At 75.4% G+C, this 17,833-nt stretch carries 18 protein-coding genes and 1 tRNA gene; 10 read left to right on the top strand and 9 right to left on the bottom strand.

The annotated features are described in order from the left end of the window. Positions 1-70 precede the first annotated feature (70 nt). Positions 71-718, bottom strand: coding sequence for a DUF1684 domain-containing protein (locus ACFUMH_RS13545; protein WP_378206296.1), 648 nt, complete (start codon positions 716-718; stop codon positions 71-73). 80 nt (positions 719-798) lie between these two features. After that, on the bottom strand, positions 799-1,728 hold the full coding sequence (locus tag ACFUMH_RS13540) for an Fpg/Nei family DNA glycosylase (protein WP_378206293.1): 930 nt from the start codon (positions 1,726-1,728) through the stop codon (positions 799-801). 105 nt (positions 1,729-1,833) lie between these two features. Here ACFUMH_RS13540 and ACFUMH_RS13535 point away from each other — a divergent pair, with 105 nt between their 5' ends. The 8 genes from ACFUMH_RS13535 to ACFUMH_RS13500 all read left to right on the top strand — a co-directional run bounded on the left by ACFUMH_RS13535 (position 1,834) and on the right by ACFUMH_RS13500 (position 10,203). Continuing rightward, positions 1,834-2,922: an alpha/beta hydrolase gene (locus ACFUMH_RS13535; protein ID WP_378206290.1), complete on the top strand. Its 1,089-nt coding sequence runs from the start codon at positions 1,834-1,836 to the stop codon at positions 2,920-2,922. 339 nt (positions 2,923-3,261) lie between these two features. Continuing rightward, entirely contained in the window at positions 3,262-4,269 is a 1,008-nt protein-coding gene (locus ACFUMH_RS13530; RefSeq protein ID WP_378206287.1) for a methionine ABC transporter ATP-binding protein, read from the top strand. After that, positions 4,269-4,949, top strand: a complete 681-nt coding sequence (locus ACFUMH_RS13525) for a methionine ABC transporter permease (protein ID WP_378206283.1) — start codon at positions 4,269-4,271, stop codon at positions 4,947-4,949. Before ACFUMH_RS13530 ends, ACFUMH_RS13525 begins: the two co-directional genes overlap by 1 nt. 74 nt (positions 4,950-5,023) lie before the next feature. Then, a complete protein-coding gene (locus ACFUMH_RS13520; protein WP_378206280.1) occupies positions 5,024-5,866 on the top strand; it encodes a MetQ/NlpA family ABC transporter substrate-binding protein in 843 nt (280 codons plus the stop codon). Positions 5,867-5,991: 125 nt separating this feature from the next. Next, positions 5,992-7,377, top strand: a complete 1,386-nt coding sequence (aztD, locus tag ACFUMH_RS13515) for a zinc metallochaperone AztD (RefSeq protein WP_378206277.1) — start codon at positions 5,992-5,994, stop codon at positions 7,375-7,377. Positions 7,378-7,567: 190 nt separating this feature from the next. Further along, positions 7,568-8,716: a glutathione-independent formaldehyde dehydrogenase gene (locus ACFUMH_RS13510; RefSeq protein WP_378206274.1), complete on the top strand. Its 1,149-nt coding sequence runs from the start codon at positions 7,568-7,570 to the stop codon at positions 8,714-8,716. Positions 8,717-8,721: 5 nt separating this feature from the next. After that, the gene (locus ACFUMH_RS13505) at positions 8,722-9,672 is read left to right on the top strand and encodes a phosphotransferase family protein (RefSeq protein ID WP_378206271.1); all 951 of its coding nucleotides are present in this window, start codon (positions 8,722-8,724) and stop codon (positions 9,670-9,672) included. 93 nt (positions 9,673-9,765) lie between these two features. Further along, positions 9,766-10,203 (top strand): iron chaperone, encoded by a 438-nt coding sequence (locus ACFUMH_RS13500; protein WP_378206268.1) that lies wholly within the window; start codon positions 9,766-9,768, stop codon positions 10,201-10,203. Between the two features lie 22 nt (positions 10,204-10,225). Here ACFUMH_RS13500 and ACFUMH_RS13495 read toward each other — a convergent pair whose 3' ends face one another. From ACFUMH_RS13495 to ACFUMH_RS13470, 6 genes are all read right to left on the bottom strand, one after another. Then, positions 10,226-11,200 (bottom strand): alpha/beta hydrolase, encoded by a 975-nt coding sequence (locus ACFUMH_RS13495; RefSeq protein WP_378206265.1) that lies wholly within the window; start codon positions 11,198-11,200, stop codon positions 10,226-10,228. Between the two features lie 25 nt (positions 11,201-11,225). Continuing rightward, the gene (locus tag ACFUMH_RS13490; RefSeq protein WP_378206262.1) at positions 11,226-12,341 is read right to left on the bottom strand and encodes a right-handed parallel beta-helix repeat-containing protein; all 1,116 of its coding nucleotides are present in this window, start codon (positions 12,339-12,341) and stop codon (positions 11,226-11,228) included. Between the two features lie 115 nt (positions 12,342-12,456). Further along, positions 12,457-13,584 carry a right-handed parallel beta-helix repeat-containing protein gene (locus ACFUMH_RS13485; protein WP_378206259.1) on the bottom strand — a complete coding sequence of 376 codons (1,128 nt, stop codon included), beginning with the start codon at positions 13,582-13,584 and terminating at the stop codon, positions 12,457-12,459. A gap of 120 nt (positions 13,585-13,704) precedes the next feature. Then, the gene (locus ACFUMH_RS13480; protein WP_378206299.1) at positions 13,705-14,172 is read right to left on the bottom strand and encodes an ASCH domain-containing protein; all 468 of its coding nucleotides are present in this window, start codon (positions 14,170-14,172) and stop codon (positions 13,705-13,707) included. A 139-nt stretch (positions 14,173-14,311) separates the two neighbouring features. After that, positions 14,312-15,754 (bottom strand): NAD(P)/FAD-dependent oxidoreductase, encoded by a 1,443-nt coding sequence (locus ACFUMH_RS13475; protein WP_378206257.1) that lies wholly within the window; start codon positions 15,752-15,754, stop codon positions 14,312-14,314. Between the two features lie 55 nt (positions 15,755-15,809). Continuing rightward, positions 15,810-15,899: transfer RNA gene (locus ACFUMH_RS13470), tRNA-Ser, on the bottom strand. Positions 15,900-16,000: 101 nt separating this feature from the next. Here ACFUMH_RS13470 and ACFUMH_RS13465 point away from each other — a divergent pair. Beyond that, positions 16,001-16,357: a hypothetical protein gene (locus ACFUMH_RS13465; protein ID WP_378206254.1), complete on the top strand. Its 357-nt coding sequence runs from the start codon at positions 16,001-16,003 to the stop codon at positions 16,355-16,357. A gap of 108 nt (positions 16,358-16,465) precedes the next feature. Here the strand turns inward: ACFUMH_RS13465 and ACFUMH_RS13460 are convergent, their stop codons facing one another. After that, a complete protein-coding gene (locus ACFUMH_RS13460) occupies positions 16,466-16,981 on the bottom strand; it encodes a MarR family winged helix-turn-helix transcriptional regulator (RefSeq protein WP_378206251.1) in 516 nt (171 codons plus the stop codon). A gap of 98 nt (positions 16,982-17,079) precedes the next feature. On the opposite strand from ACFUMH_RS13460, the gene ACFUMH_RS13455 reads away from it, so the two are divergent. Beyond that, complete coding sequence (locus tag ACFUMH_RS13455) at positions 17,080-17,712, top strand: FMN-dependent NADH-azoreductase (RefSeq protein WP_378206248.1); 633 nt, start codon at positions 17,080-17,082, stop codon at positions 17,710-17,712. Positions 17,713-17,833 lie beyond the last annotated feature (121 nt).

The following is a 17,833-nucleotide window of genomic DNA, read 5'->3' as shown; positions in this document are numbered from 1 at the left end:
GGGTGCTGCAGCACCCGCACTCGTGACGCATGTACCGCAGTCGGGGGGGTCGGCGGTGGCGCGGCGGGGGTCAGGCCGCGGCGGTCGTCGGTGGGACGCGCTCGCCGACCGGTACCGCGACGTCGACCGTGTTCGAGCGCGTCGCGAGGGGGCACGCCCAGCGGTGGTCGTACGCGCACGACGGGTTGTAGGCGAAGTTGAGGTCCACGACGAGCCGGCCGACGCGGTCGCACCCGAGGTCCGCGCCCTTGATCGTGTCGAGCACGTAGCGCCCACCGCCGTACGTGCCGCCGTCCCGCCCCGCCGACGCGTCCTTCAGCGGTAGGAACAGGCCGCCGCCGTACCCGCGCAGCGACCACAGCGTCACGCGGCCGAGCCCGGGCAGGTCGACCGTGCCGACGCGCGCGTACCCGACGACGCCGTCGGTGCCGGTCGCGACCTCCAGCCGCTGCTCGGCGGCCGGCTCGACCGCGACCTCGAACCGGTACGCCGGGTCGTACGGCGCGACGTCGAGACCGGCGAAGTCGGCGCGGGCGTCGGGCGTGAGCGGCGACGCGGGGTGGTCGCAGAACAGCTCGTCGCGCTGCTGCACCCACACGGCGTGGGCCCCGGCGGGGTCGTCGCGCGCGAGCGTGCGCACCTGCGCGTAGGTCTCCGCGACGCGGCGTCGCCAGTCGGCGACCTCCAGCGCGGCGGCGAGCGGGGTGGCGTCGTGCACGTCCTCCACCCTGGCCGACGGGCGCGCGTCCGGCACGTCGGGCGCACGGCGGCCCGCCGCCGTCGGGCCGGGCCGGCGGGTCAGACCTGGCAGACCGGGCAGCGGTAGAGGTTGCGCGTCGCCATCTCCTCCATGAGCACGGGCGTCCCGCACACCCGGCACGGCAGGCCGGTGCGGCGGTACACCCAGTGCCGCACCGTCGGGTCGTGGCGCGCGAGGTCGCGGCCGTCGGCGTCGAGGTCCTCGCGGGTGAGCATGACGCCCTCGCGGATGCCGTCGGCGAGCAGGCCCGCCCAGTCGTGCCAGAGCGCGCGGACGGTGTCCGGCGGGACGCGCCGACCAGGCGTCCACGGGTCGAGGCGCGCACGGAACAGCAGCTCCGCGCGGTAGACGTTGCCGATGCCGGCGACCACCGACTGGTCCATGAGCAGCTGGCCCACCGCCACGCCGCGGCTCGTGACCCGCCGCACGACCTCGTCGCCGGCGGCGTCGACGTCCTCGGCGGTCACCGGGTCCGGCCCGAGGCGTGCCCGCACGGCGTCCGCCGCGTCCGGCGTGAGCACCTCGCACGCGGACGGCCCGCGCAGGTCGGCGACGAACGCGTCCGTCGCGAGCCGCACCCGCACCTGCCCGACGGGCGGCGGCGGCCACGTCCCGTCGTCGGGTGCGGCGTGCACCGACTCCTCCTCGCTGACCCGCAGCCGTGTGGCGGGACGGACGCGCGGCGCGCCGAGGCTCCCGCGCGCGGGACCGCCGTCGGTGAGCGGGCTGACCTGCCCGTACAGGTCCCACGCGCCGTACAGGCCGAGGTGCACGCGCAGCACCTCGCCGGAGTCGAACGGGCAGAACAGCTGCTTGCCGACGGCGGTGGCGGCCAGCATGGTCCGGCCGTCGAGCCGCGCGGCGCCGTCCGCGAACCGGCCCTGGGGCGACGACACGGCCACCGGCCGACCCACCAGGTCGAGCGTGAGCTGCTGCGCGATGCGGTGGACGGTATGACCCTCGGGCACGGCCGCCACCCTACGGCGGCGGTGCCGGCGGGGCGCGCGGATGCCGGAACGGTGCGGGACGGGCAGGATCACGACGGACGGCCGTGCCGGCACCGGGGGGACTGCGTGGACGAGATCGCCGAGCGGCAGGACCGGGAGCCGGCGACGCCGACCCCGCAAGAGGACCGTCGACGGCCGCCGCGCCACCGGGTGCGGAGTGCGCTCGGGTGGACGGCCGGCACGCTGGCGGCCCTCGTCCTCGCCGTGGTCGTCGCGTTCCAGGTCAGCTACTGGCCCACCACCCTGCTGCTGCGCTACCAGCCCGACCTCAACGGGACGGCCGCGCAGGACTCGCTCGCCCGGCACGTGCCGGACGGCGTAGACGAGATCATCGACGAGCGGTACCGCCCCGACGACCCCGACGGCCGCCTCGACGTCTTCCGCCCCGCCGACGCGGCCGGGCCCCTGCCCGTCGTCGTCTGGGTGCACGGCGGCGCGTTCGTCGCGGGCACGAAGGACGGGACCTCGTCGTACCTGAAGATCCTCGCGTCGCACGGGTACACCACGGTGTCGGTCGAGTACACGAAGGCGCCCGAGCGGCACTACCCGTACCAGGTCGAGCAGGTCGCCGACGCGATCCGGCACGTCGTCCGGCACGCGGACCGCCTGCACGTGGACCCCGACCGGATCGTGATCGCCGGCGACTCCGCGGGCGCGCACCTCGCCGCGCAGACGGTGATGGCGATCTCGGACGACGACTACGCGCGGGCCGCCGGGCTGCCGCAGGCCGTCGAGCGCTCGCAGGTCCTCGGTGCCGTCCTGGCCTGCGGCGCCTACGACCTCACGCTGCCCGACTACGGCGACGGCCTGGTCGGCCGGTTCCAGCGCGACATCCTGTGGGCCTACACGGGCGAGAAGGACTTCGAGAGCGACCACCGGGTGTCGTTCGCCTCGCTGCCCCAGCACGTGTCCTCGTCGTTCCCGCCCACGTTCGTCACGGCCGGCAACGGCGACCCGCTGGAGCCGCACTCGCACGCGCTCGCGGACGCGCTGCGGACGCAGGGCGTCGACGTGGACACGCTGTTCTTCCCGGCCGACCGGGTGCCGGAGGTGCCGCACGAGTACCAGTTCGACCTCGACGAGGCGCCCGGACCCGAGGCGCTCGACCGGATCCTCGCCTTCCTCGCCGGGGTGACGGCTCAGGAAGAGCCGTGACGGCTCCGGGGCGAGCAGCACGTGCGCACCGCGCCTGCTCGCTGAGCGAGACGCGGCACGCCCTCCGACGTCTCGGATGGTGGGACGCGGCCGATGTCGGGCCCGGACGGTGTGCTTCCATGACCGGCATGGCACGCCCCGACCCGACCTGCATGCGCCCGGCTCCCGCCGCGGCGTGCACGTGTCGCGGCGTCATGTGTCGGCGCTGAGCTGACCCCGCGGGCCCCGCCCGCCCCGCCGTCCCGACGGCAGACCGCGCCGCCCCCGGCGCCACCCCTCACCGGCCGCGAGACCTGCGGCCCGCCGCGAGCCGCGCGCCCGACGAAGGAACCGTCCCCCGTGATCGAGCTGTCCGCCCTGCGCAAGGTGTACCCGTCCGCCGACGGGCCGGTCGTCGCGCTCGACGGCATCGACCTGTCGGTCGGCCGGGGCGTCGTGCACGGGATCGTCGGCCGTTCCGGCGCCGGCAAGTCCACCCTGATCCGCTGCCTCACCGGCCTCGAGCAGCCGACCTCAGGCACGGTCACCGTCGACGGCACGACGCTCACCGGCCTGTCGGAGAAGCAGCTGCGCACCGCGCGGCGCGCCATGGGCATGGTGTTCCAGCACGTGAACCTGCTGGACTCGCGGACCATCGCGGCGAACGTCGCGTTCCCGCTGGAGGTCGCCGGCGTGCCGCGCGAGCGCCGCCGCGAGCGCGTCGCGGAGCTCCTCGACCTCGTCGGCCTGGGCCACCGCGCCGGCGCGTACCCCGCGCAGCTGTCGGGCGGGCAGAAGCAGCGCGTCGGCATCGCGCGGGCGCTGGCCACCGAGCCGGCCGTGCTGCTGTGCGACGAGCCGACGTCGGCCCTCGACGGCGAGACGACCCGGCAGATCCTCGGCCTGGTGCGCGACCTGCGCGACCGGCTCGGGATCACGGTCGTCGTCATCACGCACGAGCCGTCGGTGGTCCGCGAGGTCTGCGACGAGGTGACGCTGCTGGAGCACGGCCGGGTCGTGCAGACCGGCCCGCTCACCGAGGTCGTCACCGCGACCGGCTCGCCGCTGTCCCGCGCGCTCGTCCCTGTGCCGGACCTGCCGCCCGAGGCGCGCCGCGACCTGGTCGAGGTCACGTACGCGACCGACGACGTCGCCACGCGCGACGCGTTCGCGGCCGTCGCCGCGCTCGGCGACGACGTCGAGGTGCTGTCCGCGACGGTCGAGCCGCTCGCCGGGCGCCGGGTCGGGCGCCTGCTCATCGACGCCCCGCGGTCCGGCACGGACGCGGTGGTGGCGCGGCTGCGCGCGGCCGGGCTGGACCCGGTGGTGACGGGCCGCGAGGCCGCCGGCACGGAGGAGGTGGCCTGATGGACGGCTTCTGGTCGGACCTCACGTCGAACCGCGTCATCACCGAGATGCTCCCCGCGGCGACCCTCGAGACCCTGCAGATGGTCGGCCTGTCGGCGCTCGTGACCCTGGTCGTCGGGCTGCCGCTCGGGCTGCTGCTGCGGTCCGTCGCGCCGGACGGCCTGACGCCCAACCGGCCGGTGTCGGCGGTGCTCGGCGTCGTCGTCAACGTGCTGCGCGCGCTGCCGTTCATCATCCTCGCGGTCGCGCTGATCCCCCTGACCCGGGCGATCGTCGGCACCTCGCTGGGCTGGGAGGCGGCCGTGGTGCCGCTCAGCATCGGCACGATCCCGTTCTTCGCACGGCTCGTGGAGACCGCCGTGCGCGACGTCGCCGCCGGCAAGGTCGAGGCGGCCCGCGTGATGGGCTCGACGACCGCGAAGGTCGTGTCGCAGGTGCTCGTGCGCGAGGCGCTGCCCTCGATCGTGGCGGCGTTCACCATCACCGTCATCTCGCTCATCGGGTTCTCCGCGATGGTCGGCGCGATCGGCGCCGGGGGTCTCGGGTTCCTGGCGATCAGCTACGGCTTCCAGCGGTTCGACCCCACCGTGCTCTACACGTCCGTCGTCGTCATCGTCGTCCTGGTCACCGTGGTCCAGGTCGTCGGGGACGCCGTCGCGCGCCGCCTGGACCACCGGTGAGCGCACGCACCGCGGCGACCGCCGCGCACCCGACCTCGTCCTCGACCGGAGGGCGTGCACGAGAGGAACACCCGATGAAGCGAACCGTCCGCACCGCAGCCGTCCTGTCCGCAGCGGCCCTGGTGATGGCCGGCTGCGCGGGCGGCGGGGACGACGTGCAGCCCTCGGGCCGGGCCACGGCGGAGGGCGGCGCGGTCGTCGTCGTCGTCGGCGCGAGTCCGGTGCCGCACGCCGAGATCCTCCAGTTCGTGCAGGACGAGCTCGCGGCCGACGCGGGCATCGAGCTGCAGATCCGCGAGTTCACCGACTACGTCCTGCCCAACACGGCGCTCGCCGAGGGCGAGCTCGACGCGAACTACTTCCAGCACCTGCCCTACTTCGAGGCGCAGGTCGAGGAGCAGGGCTTCGACTTCGACCACTTCGAGGGCGTGCACATCGAGCCGTACGGCCTGTACTCGGAGTCGGTGGACGCCGTCGAGGACATCCCCGCCGGCGGCACGATCGGCATCACGAACGACCCGGGCAACCAGGCGCGTGCGCTCGACCTGCTCGTCGACGCCGGGCTGATCACGCTCGCGGAGACCGACGGCGACCCGACGCTGCTCGACATCGAGGAGAACAGCAAGGACCTCGAGTTCGTCGAGACGGCGCCGGAGCAGCTCGTCGTGTCGCTGCAGGACGTGGACGCCGCGATCATCAACGGCAACTTCGCGCTCGAGGCGGGCCTGAACCCGGCCGAGGACGCGATCGTGCTGGAGTCCGGCGACGACAACCCGTACGCGAACTTCCTCGCCGTGCGCTCGGAGGACAAGGAGAACGAGGCCATCGTGACGCTCGACGAGCTCCTGCACTCCGACGAGGTGAAGGCCTTCATCGAGGAGCGCTGGCCGGCCGGCGAGGTCCTGCCCGCGTTCTGACCCTCGCGGCACGACCCGCACTACGACGACGCCCGTCCCCCACCCGCGGGGGCGGGCGTCGTGGCGTTACGGCGACGCCCGGCGCTAATTGCAAACGGGTCGCACTCTCGGTTACGGTCGTCGGCATGAATCACCCCGCCCTCACCCGCCGCGCCGGCGTCCGCCTCGCGGCGCTCGCCCTGCCCCTCGCGCTCCTCGGCGCCTGCGCCGGCGGCTCCTCCGAGCCCGCCGCGACGTCCACGCCCTCCGCCACCGCGGACGCGACCGCCGCCAAGACCGAGGAGGCGGCCGTCAAGCCGCGCCTCGTGCTCACCTACGACGGCGGCCTCGTCGTCCTCGACGCGACCACGCTCGAGACGGTCGAGACCATCGAGGCGGACGGGTTCCTGCGCGTGAACCCCGCGGGCGACGGGCGGCACGTCATGGTGTCCACCGAGGGCGGGTTCCAGGTCCTCGACGCGGGCACGTGGGCCCAGCCGCACGGCGACCACGACCACTACTGGACGACCACCCCGACGCTCACCGACACGGTGTTCGACGCCGACGAGCCCGGCCACGCGGTCGTGCACGGCGACACGCTCGCGCTGTTCGCCGACGGCACCGGCGAGGTCACGGTCGTCGACCCGGCCGCGGTCGCCGAGGGCGAGGACGCGGTCGTCCGCGAGTACACGACGCCCTCCGCGCACCACGGCGTCGCGGTCGTCCGCACCGACGACACGATGGTCGTCTCGGAGGGCACCGAGGACGAGCGCACGGGCGTCCGCCTGCTCGGCGCCGACGACACCGAGATCGCCGCCACCGACCAGTGCCCGGGCGTGCACGGCGAGGCCGTCGCCGCCGGGGACGTCGTCACGGTGGGCTGCACCGACGGCATCGTCATCGTCTCGGGCCAGACCGTCACGAAGGTCCAGGCGCCCGACGCCTACGGCCGCATCGGCAACCAGGCCGGCCACGAGTCGTCCCCGTACGTGCTCGGCGACTACAAGACGGACAAGGACGCCGAGCTCGAGCGCCCGACCCGCGTGACGATCACCGACACGGCCGCCGGCACGCTGCGCGTCGTCGACCTGCCGTCGTCGTACACGTTCCGCTCGCTCGCCCGCGGCGACGCCGGCGAGGCCCTCGTTCTCGGCACGGACGGCCAGATCCACGTCATCGACCCGGCGACCGCCACGCTCACGCGCTCCATCCCCGTCATCGACGCGTGGGAGGAGCCGATGGAGTGGCAGGAGGCGCGTCCGGCGATCCACGTGCTCGACGGCACCGCGTACGTCACCGACCCGTCGACGGACCGCGTCCTCGCGGTCGACATCGAGACCGGCGAGGTCTGGAACGAGGTGACCCTCGAGGTCACGCCGAACGAGATCACCTCGGCCCCCGGCCGCACGCACGAGCACCACGCCGACGCGCACGCCGGCGAGACGGCCGAGGAGCACGCCGAGCACGCGGGCGAGACCGCCGAGGAGCACGCCGAGCACGACCACGAGCACGAGCACGGCACCGAGGGCTGACCGCCCCACCGACCGCGCCGGCCCCGTCCCCCGCTGCACCGGGGGGCGGGGCCGGCGTGCGTGTCTCGGCGTCCCGGATGCGCGTCCAGGAGGCCGGGCGCAGGGTGGGACGGGAGGGACGGCACCCGCTGCCGCCCCGGCGCGCCGGACAGGCGCGCGCCACCGCACCCGTGCCACCCCAGGAGGAACCGTGCGCGCACTCGTCTACGAAGGCCCCCGCAAGGTCACCGTCCAGGACGTCCCCGACGCCCGCGTCGAGCAGCCGACCGACGCGGTCATCCGGCTCACCACCACGAACATCTGCGGCTCCGACCTGCACATGTACGAGGGCCGCACGGCCGTCGAGTGCGGCACCGTGCTGGGCCACGAGAACATGGGCGTCGTCGAGGAGGTCGGCCCCGCGGTCACGCGCATCACGGTCGGCGACCGCGTCAGCGTGCCGTTCAACATCGCGTGCGGCACGTGCCGCAACTGCCTGCAGGGCTGGACGTCGTACTGCACCCGCACCAACCCGACCGAGGGCATGGACGGCGCCGCGTACGGCTACGCGAACATGGGCCCGTACCCCGGCGGCCAGGCCGAGTACCTGCGCGTGCCGTTCGCCGACGTGAACCTGCTCGAGCTGCCGGAGGGCACCGAGCACGAGGACGACTTCACGATGCTCAGCGACATCTTCCCGACCGGCTGGCACGGCACCGTGCTGGCGGGCCTGCAGCCCGGCGACGACGTCGCGGTGTTCGGCGCCGGGCCGGTGGGGCTGATGGCGGCGCACTCCGCACTGATCCGCGGCGCCGCGCGCGTGTTCGTCGTCGACAAGGAGCCCGACCGGCTGCGCCTCGCGGAGTCGATCGGCGCGGTCGCTGTGGACCTGTCCGTCGGCAGCCCGGTCGACCAGATCCTGGACGCGACGCAGGGGCGCGGCACGGACTGCGGCGTCGAGGCCGTCGGGTACCAGGCGCACGACGCCACCGGCGAGGAGCACCCCGAGCTCGTGCTCGACAACCTCGTGCAGGTCGTGCGGAGCACGGGCGGCATCGGCGTCGTCGGCGTCTACGCACCCGAGGACCCGGGTGCTGCGACCGAGCAGGCGAAGGAGGGGCGCATCCCCTTCCAGTTCGGGCAGCTCTTCGCCAAGGGCCAGCACCTCGGCACGGGTCAGGCACCGGTGATGCGCTACAACCGGCAGCTGCGCGACCTCATCGTCGCCGGCCGGGCGACCCCGTCGTTCCTCGTGTCGCACCACCTGGGCCTCGACGAGGGCCCGGACGCGTACGCGCACTTCGACGCGCGCGAGGACGGCTGGACGAAGGTGCTGCTGCACCCGCACGGCCGCCCCTGACCGGCGTGGCGCTCCCGGCGGCGACGGTCGCCGCGGCGCTCGAGGCGCTGCGGCCGGCCGTCGCCGGCCTGGTCGTCGACGACTGGGCGCCGTCGGTGCAGGGCGCGGTCGGTCACGTCGTCGGCGTGACCGACGGGACCGGGCGGCGCCTCGTCCTCAAGCTGTACCGCGCCGACGCCGCCGGGGCGGCCCCCTCGGAACGGGTGGCGCTCGAGCTCGTGGCGGCGGCGCGTGCGGACCGGGGCGGCGCGGGCGGGGCCGGCCTGCCCGTGCCGGCCGTCGTCGCGCACGGGCGCGCGGGCGACGCCGACCACCTGCTCATGACCCGGCTCGACGGGGTGCGGTGGGCCGACCGCCGCGACGCGCGCCCTGCCGCGACGTCGGAGGCGGTCTGGCGGGCGGTCGGTGCCGCGCTCCGCCGGGTCCACGCCGTGCGCGGTGACCGGTACGGCGGGCTCGTCGCCGGACCGTGGCAGGACGACCCGTGGGCACACCTGCGCGAGCGGGCGGGCGCGACGCTCGACGAGTACCTCCGCACCGGCGGGGACCACGACCTCGCGCGCGACGTCGACGCCTTCGTCGTGGGCGCACGCGACGCGGTCGCCGCGTGCCCCGGCCCCGTCCTCTGCCACCGCGACCTCACCGGCGGCAACCTCCTCGTCGACGCCTCCGACCGGCCGAGCGGCCTCGTCGACTGGGAGCGCGCCGCGTGGGACGACCCCCTCGCCGACCTGGCGCAGACCGTCCGGCACGTGCGCACGCACCGGCACGCCGACGTCCGCGCGCTGCTCGACGGGTACGGCCCCGCGGGCCCGTCCGCGGCCGACCGCCTCGCCGTGCACGAGGTCCTGCACGCGCTGCGCGAGCGCGCGTGGGTGGTGCAGGACCGCCCTGCCGGGTGGCAGCGCTCGGCGGCGAGCCTCGACGCGTTCGCTGCCGGGGTCGTGCGCGCCTGACCGGCACGCGCGACGAGGTGGTCAGGAACGAAGAAGCCGCAGGTCACCCGCCGTCCCTAGGCTGACGAGCACACCGAGACCACGGAGGACGACATGACGACGACGGGTACCGACGAGGGCAGCTTCACCGCCGAGGAGCGCGCCGCGATGAAGGAGCGCGCCGCCGAGGTGAGGAAGGCCCGCAAGCGCGGCTCGAAGGCCGACCGCGAGCAGGACCTGCTCGAGAAGATCGCCGAGATGCCGCCGGCCGACCGCGCGCTCGCCGAGCGCGTGCACGCGATCGTGCGCGAGCACGCCCCGACGCTCACGCCGCGCACCTGGTACGGGCAGCCGGCGTACGCGAAGGACGGCAAGGTCGTCTGCTTCTTCCAGGCGGCCGCCAAGTTCGGCACGCGCTACGCGACCCTGGGCTTCAACGACGTCGCGGAGCTCGAGGACGGCACCATGTGGCCGACCGCGTTCGCGCTGACCGACGTGACGCCGGCGGACGAGAAGCGCATCGCCGAGCTCGTGCGGCGCGTGGCGGGCTGACGCGGCACGTCCGCGACGCCCGTCAGGCGCGGCCGTCGGCGCCGGTCAGCAGCCAGTCGCCGATGCGCGTCGTCATGGTGCGGCCGTGCGCGGTCGTCGGCTGGTCCAGGACGCCGTGGCGCGCACCGGGCAGGTCCTCGAGCACGACGTCCACGCCGGCCGCGGTCGCGTCCCGGGCCCACTCCTCCGCGGAGAACCGCAGCACGTCCTGCTCGCACGTGAGCACGAGGGTCGGCGGCAGGCCGGTCGCGTCGCCGTTCGCCGCGAACGCGTACGGGTCGCCGATCGCGGCGCCGGCGTAGTTCGCGCAGCAGGCGTCCATGAAGTCGTCGCCGAAGGCGTCGGCGGTCTCGCGACGGATCCGGGCGAGCTCCTCCGACGGGCCGACGGGCCCCGGGTGCACGGCCGTGTACGCGAGGACGAGGGAGCGCGGCAGCGGCTCGCCGCGGTCGCGCAGCCGCAGCGTCAGCCCGGCGACGAGCGCGCCGCCCGCCGACGCGCCGCCCAGGTGCAGGTCGTCGGCCGCCACGCCGAGCCGGTCGGCGTGCGCGCGTGCCCACGCCCAGCCGGCGGCGACGTCGTCGAGCGGGACCGGGTGCCGGACGCCGCGCAGCGCCTTGCGGTAGTCGAGCGCGAGCACGGCGACCCCGCGGTGGGCGAGCGCCAGCCCGACCGCGTGCGACTCCGCCATGTCGAGCGTCCCCATGACGAACGCGCCGCCGTGCACCCACACGCACGCGGCCCGCACGGGCGCGGCGTCCGCGCCGCCCGGTCGGTACAGGCGTGCGGGCACGCGCCCGTGCGGGCCGTCGACCGTGACGTCCTCGACGTCGACCGCCGCCCACTCCGGGAACGCCGCCACGACCTCCTGCGGCGACGGGCCGTCGCCCCGGAACTCGTCGAGGGGCTCGAGCATGGCCACCAGGTCCGCGAACCCCATCAGGGGCTGCGGGTCGGCAGGGAGGGTGTCACGGGCGGCGTCGGTGGCGTCGGTCACCGCGCCATGATGCCGCCCGCCGGCGTCACGAGCGCGGACGTCCCGCGCAGACCACGCCGGTGCACTGCGGCTCGCGGCCGTTGCCCCACGCCACGTTGCCGCCCAGGTCCTCCGCGGCCGGGGTGTGGATGCCCCAGCCGGTGTTCCGGGTCGCCACGGTGTCCTGGATGCGGATCGGCGTGTCGACGTCCACCGCGTCGCCGTTGCGGTCGAACGTGTTGCGCTCCATCGTGAACAGCCTGATCGGGAAGTCGCTGTCCGCCGTGAGGGCGCGGAACGCGGTGCCGTTCCTCGTGAACACGTTGTCCCGCAGGTCCGCGTTCTCGCGGAGGTCGAGCGCGACGTCGTTCCGGTCGAACCGGTTGCCCACGACCTGGTCCCCCAGCCAGTCCACCCACGGCGTCGGCGTCCGGGTCCGCAGCGCCGTCCCGTTGCGGACCAGCTCGCTGTCGAGCAGCTCGCCGCCGATGCACCAGTCGAAGTGGACCGCCGTGGTGTTCCGGACGAGCCGCGTACGCGCGATCCGGACGACCGCCTCGCTGCAGTCCACGCCCGTCCCGTTGCCCTCGAACGTCGAGCCGTCCACCGTCAGCTGTCCGCTGGACCCGGCGGTCACCCCGAGGCCGTTGTCGACGAACCGTGACGCGGTGACCGTGACCGAGCCGAAGTAGAACTGGTTCACGCCGTTCCCCGTGCGGCGGACCGTGGTCCGGTCGACCGTGAGGTCGCTCAGGAACCCGGAGACGGCGGTGCCGGGGATGTCCACGAGCGTCATGTCGCGCACGATCACGGCGGCCTCGTTCGCGACGATGCCGTCGCCCCAGTCCCGCACCGTGCCGTTCACGACCGTCACCGGGTCCGTCCCCGACTCCCCGTCCGGCCAGTGGATGAGCAGGCCCGTCCCCTCGCCCGGACCGCGGACCGTGTGACCGCCGAGATCGAGCGTGGCGCCCCGCGTCAGGACCAGCCCCGGCGCGGTCGTGCAGACGAGGTCGCGGCCGAGGACGACGGCCCCGGTGACCGTGTCCCCGCACGCGAGCGCCGGCGCTGCGGTGGGCGGTGGCGCCGCGACCGCGGGTGCGGCGAGGACGCACGACCCGACGACCAGTGCGGTGGCGACGACGGACGACGACACGTTCATGGTGACCCCCCGGTCTGCCCGCGCCCCTCTGGACGGGGCTCACCGCGAACCTATGACCGCCCGTTTCGTCCCGGTACGGGCACCGCGGGTGAACGTCGGTTTCACCCCGGGACGGTCACGACCGCGGACGTCCCGTGCACACCACGCCGGTGCACTGCGGCTCGCGGCCGTTGCCCCACGCGACGTTGCCGCCGAGGTCCTCCGCGGCCGGGGTGTGGATGCCCCAGCCGGTGTTCCGCGTCGCGACGTTGTCCTGCATCCGGATCCTCGTGTCGACGTCGACGGCGTCGCCGTTGCGGTCGAAGGTGTTGCGCTCCATCGCGATGAGCCCGATCTCCTGCTGCAGGCCGGCCGTCAGGGCGGTGACCGCGGTGCCGTTGCGGGTGAACCGGTTGTCCTGAAGGTGCGCGTTGAGCCGCAGGGTGACGGCGACGTCGTTGCGGTCGAACCGGTTGCGGAAGACCTGGTTGCCCTCGGAGTCGTTGACGTGGATCGACGGGTACGTCGTCCGCAGGGCGGTGCCGTTGCGCACGAGCTCGCTGTCGTGCAGGCGGCTGGCGCTGCACCAGTCGAAGTGGACGGCCGTCTCGTTGCGCACGAACCGGGAGCGCGTGACCTCCCCGTGCGACTCGTCGCACAGCACACCCTGCGTGTTGCCCTCGAAGGTCGAGTCGGTGACCGTGTAGCCGCTGTCGGAGCCGGCGATCACGCCCGTGCCGTTGTCGAGGAACCGCGAGCCCCTGACCGTCAGACCGCTGAAGAAGTACACCAGGACGCCCGTCCCGCTGCGCCGGACGGTCGACGACTCGAGCACGACCGACGACGCGGGGTGCGCGGCGACGGCGGTCGACGTGATCCGGTCGAACGTCACGTCCCGCACGGTCACGTCCGCCTCGCTCACGGCCAGACCGTCTCCCCACCCGACGACCGTCCCGTTCGCGACCGCCACGGGGCCCGTGCCGGGGTCCTCGCTCGGCCAGTCGACCAGCAGCGCCGTCCCCGATCCGGAGCCGCGGAGCGTGTGCCCGCCGAGGTCGAGCGTGGCGCCGCGGGACAGGACCAGCCCGGGCCCTTCCGCACAGACCAGGTCGTGCGTGAGGACCACGGCCCCCTCCACCGCGTCTCCGCACGCGAGGGCGGGCGGGACGGCGGACGCCCTCGGCGGGGCGGCCGCGGCAGGCCCTGCCAGGACCAGCGACCCCGCGACGAGCGCGGTGGCGACGACGGACGACGACACGTTCATGGTGACCCCCCGGTCTGCCCGCACCCCGTCGGGCGGGCTCCTCGCGAACGTACGTCGCGCCCGGTTCGTCCGGATCGGCGGGGTCGGGTGAACGTCGGGTTCACCCGCCCGCGCGCCGCGTCAGCGCCCGGGCGTCGCCCCGTCCGCGACCTCTGGCGGCCACACGACCGCGAACCGCTCGAGCACGATCTCGTCGTCCTCCCGCCAGACGACCCCGCGGCGCGCGCACGTCCGCTCCCAGTACCGGCGGTGCTCGCGGCGCCACGACGTCAGCGTCCGGTCGTCCTCGCCCTCGTCGTACGCGAACCGCTCGTCGACCTCGTCGAACGTCGCGACCCGCAGCTCGGTGCTGCGCAGGATCGCGCGCGGGCGGCCGGCGCCGTCGCACGCGACCCAGTGCGCCCCGATGCGCGGCAGGGGCTCGTCGCGCGCGGCGAACTCGGTGACGAGCTCGGCGGTCGCACGCTTGCGGCCCTCGAGGACGACGGCGAGCAGCGCGTCCGACAGCGCCGCGGAGTCGCCGAACCGGTCGACGACGTAGCCGTCGCGGGCGGCGGCGGGGTGGACGGCGGCGTAGCGGTCCCACATCGCGGCGGCGGCCGCGTGGTCGAGCGCGCCGAGGTCGGTCCCGACCGGCGTGGCCGTGGGCGCACCCGCACCTCCGCCGCCGGTCGCGTCGTCGGCCCGGTCCACCTGCGCGGTCACGTCGTCCTCCACGCGCGGGAGCCTACGGGCGGGCGGCCGGTGGCGAGACGTCCGCGGCCCCGCGCACCGCCCCGCGCACGATCTGCGGCCGCGGCACCGGCGGGCCGTACCCGCGCAGCCGCGCGCGGAGCACGCGCGCCACGAGCGACGGCCGGTACACGCTCAGCGGCGACGCCATGAGGTGGTAGACCCGGGCGAGCGCCGCCTGCGCGACGGTGTCGCCGTGCGTCCCGAGGCGCGCGAGCTCGCCCGTCCACACGCCCGCGAGCGCGGTGGCCCGCGGCACCCGCCCCTCGGACGTGGGCAGCCGCAGGTCCTCCCCGGTGGCGATCGCCCACGGCAGCGCGCCGGCCCGGACCGCCCGGCGCAGGAACCGCCGGGCACCGCGCGCGGTCGTCAGGTCGTCCCGCCGGACCGCGTCCCGCAGCGCGAGCGCCTCCAGCGCGGCCACCGCGACACCTTGCCCGTACACGGGGTCGAACGCGCACAGCGCGTCGCCGACGACGACGAGCCCGCCGGGCCAGCCCGGCACCCGGTCGTACCGGTGGCGCACGTTCGCCGTCTGCCGGTGGACGACGACCTCGCCCTCGAGCTCACCCGCGTCGACGATCTCCGCGAGCGCCGGGTCGCGCAGCGCGCCGAGGTAGGCGCGCCACGCGTCGGGCTCACGGGGCGGCCGCCGGTCGCCCGCGCCGGCGGCCGCGACGAGCCAGCGCCCGCCCTCCACCGGCAGCGCGATGCCGCCCGGCTGGTCCGGCAGCTGCGCGATCACCACGCCGGCGGGACCGACGGCGTCGACGGGCAGCCGGAGCGTGCGCGTCGCGTACCCGATGCGGGCGTCGACCTGCTCGACGGCGGCAGGGGGGACGCCCAGCGCGTCGAGCCACACGGGCAGCCGCGACGCACGGCCGGACGCGTCGACGACGAGGTCCGCGGGCAGCGCCTCGCGCCCCTCGAGCGCGACCGACCACCTCGGCGAGCCGGGATCGGCGCCGGAGCCCGGATCCGCGTCGGCTGCGCTCAGGCCGGTGACGCGGGCTCCGTCGACCGTCCGGACCCCCGGCAGCTCGAGGACGCGCGTCCGCACGACGTGCTCGATCAGGGGACGCGACGCGGAAAGGACGGGGAACTGCTCGCTGTCCGGCGACCACCCGAGCTCACCCAGCCACGCGAGCGCACCCGTGTCGACCGGCACGGCGCCGGCAGCCCGCAGGTCGTCGCCGAACCCCGGCAGCAGCTCCTCGACCGCCACCAGCGACCGGTACAGCAGCGCGTGCGGCTGGCGCCCCTGCGGCACGCCGGGGCGCGGCGCCGGGGCGTCGGCCACGACGTCCCGCTCCACCACGGTCACGGTCCGCCCCGGGCCGGCCAGCGCGGCGGCGGCCAGCAGCCCGGCGAGGCTCCCGCCGACGACGACCACGTCGCCCGGCGTCCGCCCGCTGCCCGTGCCCCCGCGGAACGTCATCGCCTCATGATGGCGCCCGGGTGGCCGGCCTGGGAACCCGCGCCCGTCGGACCAGCGGAGGGCAAGGGATTCGAACCCTTGAGTACGGGGTCACCGCACCAACGGTTTTCAAGACCGTCGCTTTCGGCCGCTCAGCCAGCCCTCCCGACCGGCGCGAGCGCCGGTGCGCGGCAGTCTCCCACACGCCCGCGCCCGACTTCCGCGCCTCGGGCGGCGGGCACCGGCCGCCGTTCCTAGCCTCGGTGCATGACGAAGCCCATCTCCCCCACGGTCCACGCCGCGCTCGACTACGGGGTCGCCGGCACCCTCCTCACCGTGCCGCACGTGCTCGGCATGAGCACCCGGGCCAAGGTGTTCTTCGGCGCCTTCGGCACGGTTGCGACGGTGGTGAACGCGCTGACGCGCACGCCGCTGGCACTGAAGCCGGTGCTGTCCCTCAAGGCGCACCGCACGGCCGACCTGCTCTCCGACCCGCTCTACGTGGCGCTGCCGCTGCTCACGGGCATCGCGAAGGAGCCGAGGGCGCGCACGCTGTGGCTCGCCACGACCGCCCTGCTCGCGGGCTCCGTCGCGCTGACGGACTGGGACGCCGAGGAGTCCTGAGCCCGCTCGTCGTCCGTCCGGCGCTCGTCCGACCGGCGCTCGTCCGACCGGCGCTCGTCCGACCGGCGCTCGTCCGACCGGCGCTCGTCCGACCGGACGCCGCCCGCGCTAGCCGCGCGCCGTCGGCACGGGCGCGGCGAGGATCGCCGCGACGTCGGGTGCGGCGACCTGCGTGACCGCCCGGCCGGCGCGTGCCAGGGCGGCGAACCCCTCCGGCCCGAGCACGTCGACGACGAGACGGCGCACCTCGCGCACGTGCCCGGGCGCGGTGGCACGCAGCTTCTCGCGCCCCGCCGGGGTGAGGCGTGCGCTCGTCCGCTTGCCGGCCTCGGTGCACGACCCCCGCGTGACCCACCCGAGGTCCTCCAGCCGTGAGACGGCGTGCGAGAGGCGGGACGGGGAGCCGCCGGACAGCCGGGCGAGGTCGCTCATCGGGAGCTCGCCGTGCGGCCGCGCGGAGAGGGCCGCGAGCACCTGGTACTCGTACAGGTTGACCCCGGAGTCGCGCTTGAGCTGGGCGTCCATCGCCGCCGGCAGGACGGTGACGAGCGCCATCACGGCCTTCCAGTCCTCCAGCTGGGCGCCCACGAGCCAGGGGACGTCCTCGTCAGCCCGCTCGGTCATGCCGGAAGTCTACGGGTGTTGAACATTCAAGCCATGCCGCCTACTGTCTGTTGAGCATTCAACATCGCGACGTCCGCCGCGAGACACCAGGAGGCACCATGACCGTGCTGCGCATCGACGCCACCATCCAGGGCGACCGCTCGGCGAGCGCCGCGCTCGCCGACATCGTCACCGCCGAGCTCCTCGCCGCGCGACCGGGCGAGACGGTCGTCCACCGGCACCTCGGCGAGGACCCGCTGCCCGCCGACGCCTGGGCCACCGCCGTCGGCGCCGGCTGGACGCCCGTCGAGCAGCGCACCCCCGAGCAGGCGGCCGCCGCCGCGCTCGCGGTCGAGGTCGCCGACGAGCTGCGCGCCGCCGACGCGGCCGTGCTCGCCCTGCCGCTCTACAACTGGGGCGTCTCGCAGCACGTCAAGACCTGGATCGACCTGGCGATCGCGGGCGGCACCGTCGGCGACCCGTACCTCGCGGGCAAGCCCGTCGTGCTCGTCGTGACGCGCGGCGGCAGCTACGCGGCGGGCACGCCCAAGGAGGGCTGGGACCACGCCATCGGCTACCTGCGCCGCATCATCGGCGACGTCTGGCAGGCCGACCTCACGGTGATCGAGCGCGAGCTCACCCTCGTCGGCGTCAACCCCGCGATGGACGCGCTCGCCGAGCCCGCCGAGCTGATGAAGAAGGAGGCGGAGGCCGCCGCCGTCGCCGCCGGCCGGGCGCTCGCCGCACGCTGACGACGTCACCCGTCGGCCCCGGGGCCCCCCCCCGGCGGTCGCCGCCGGGCCCCCGCGCCGGCCCCCGCCGGACCCGGCCCCGGACCCCCCCCCCCAACCCCCCCCCCCCCCCGGGGAGCGG

The organism is Cellulomonas sp. NPDC057328, assembly GCF_042667215.1.
Classification (GTDB): Bacteria; Actinomycetota; Actinomycetes; order Actinomycetales; family Cellulomonadaceae; genus Cellulomonas.
This window is presented reverse-complemented; position numbering and strand designations above follow the sequence as displayed.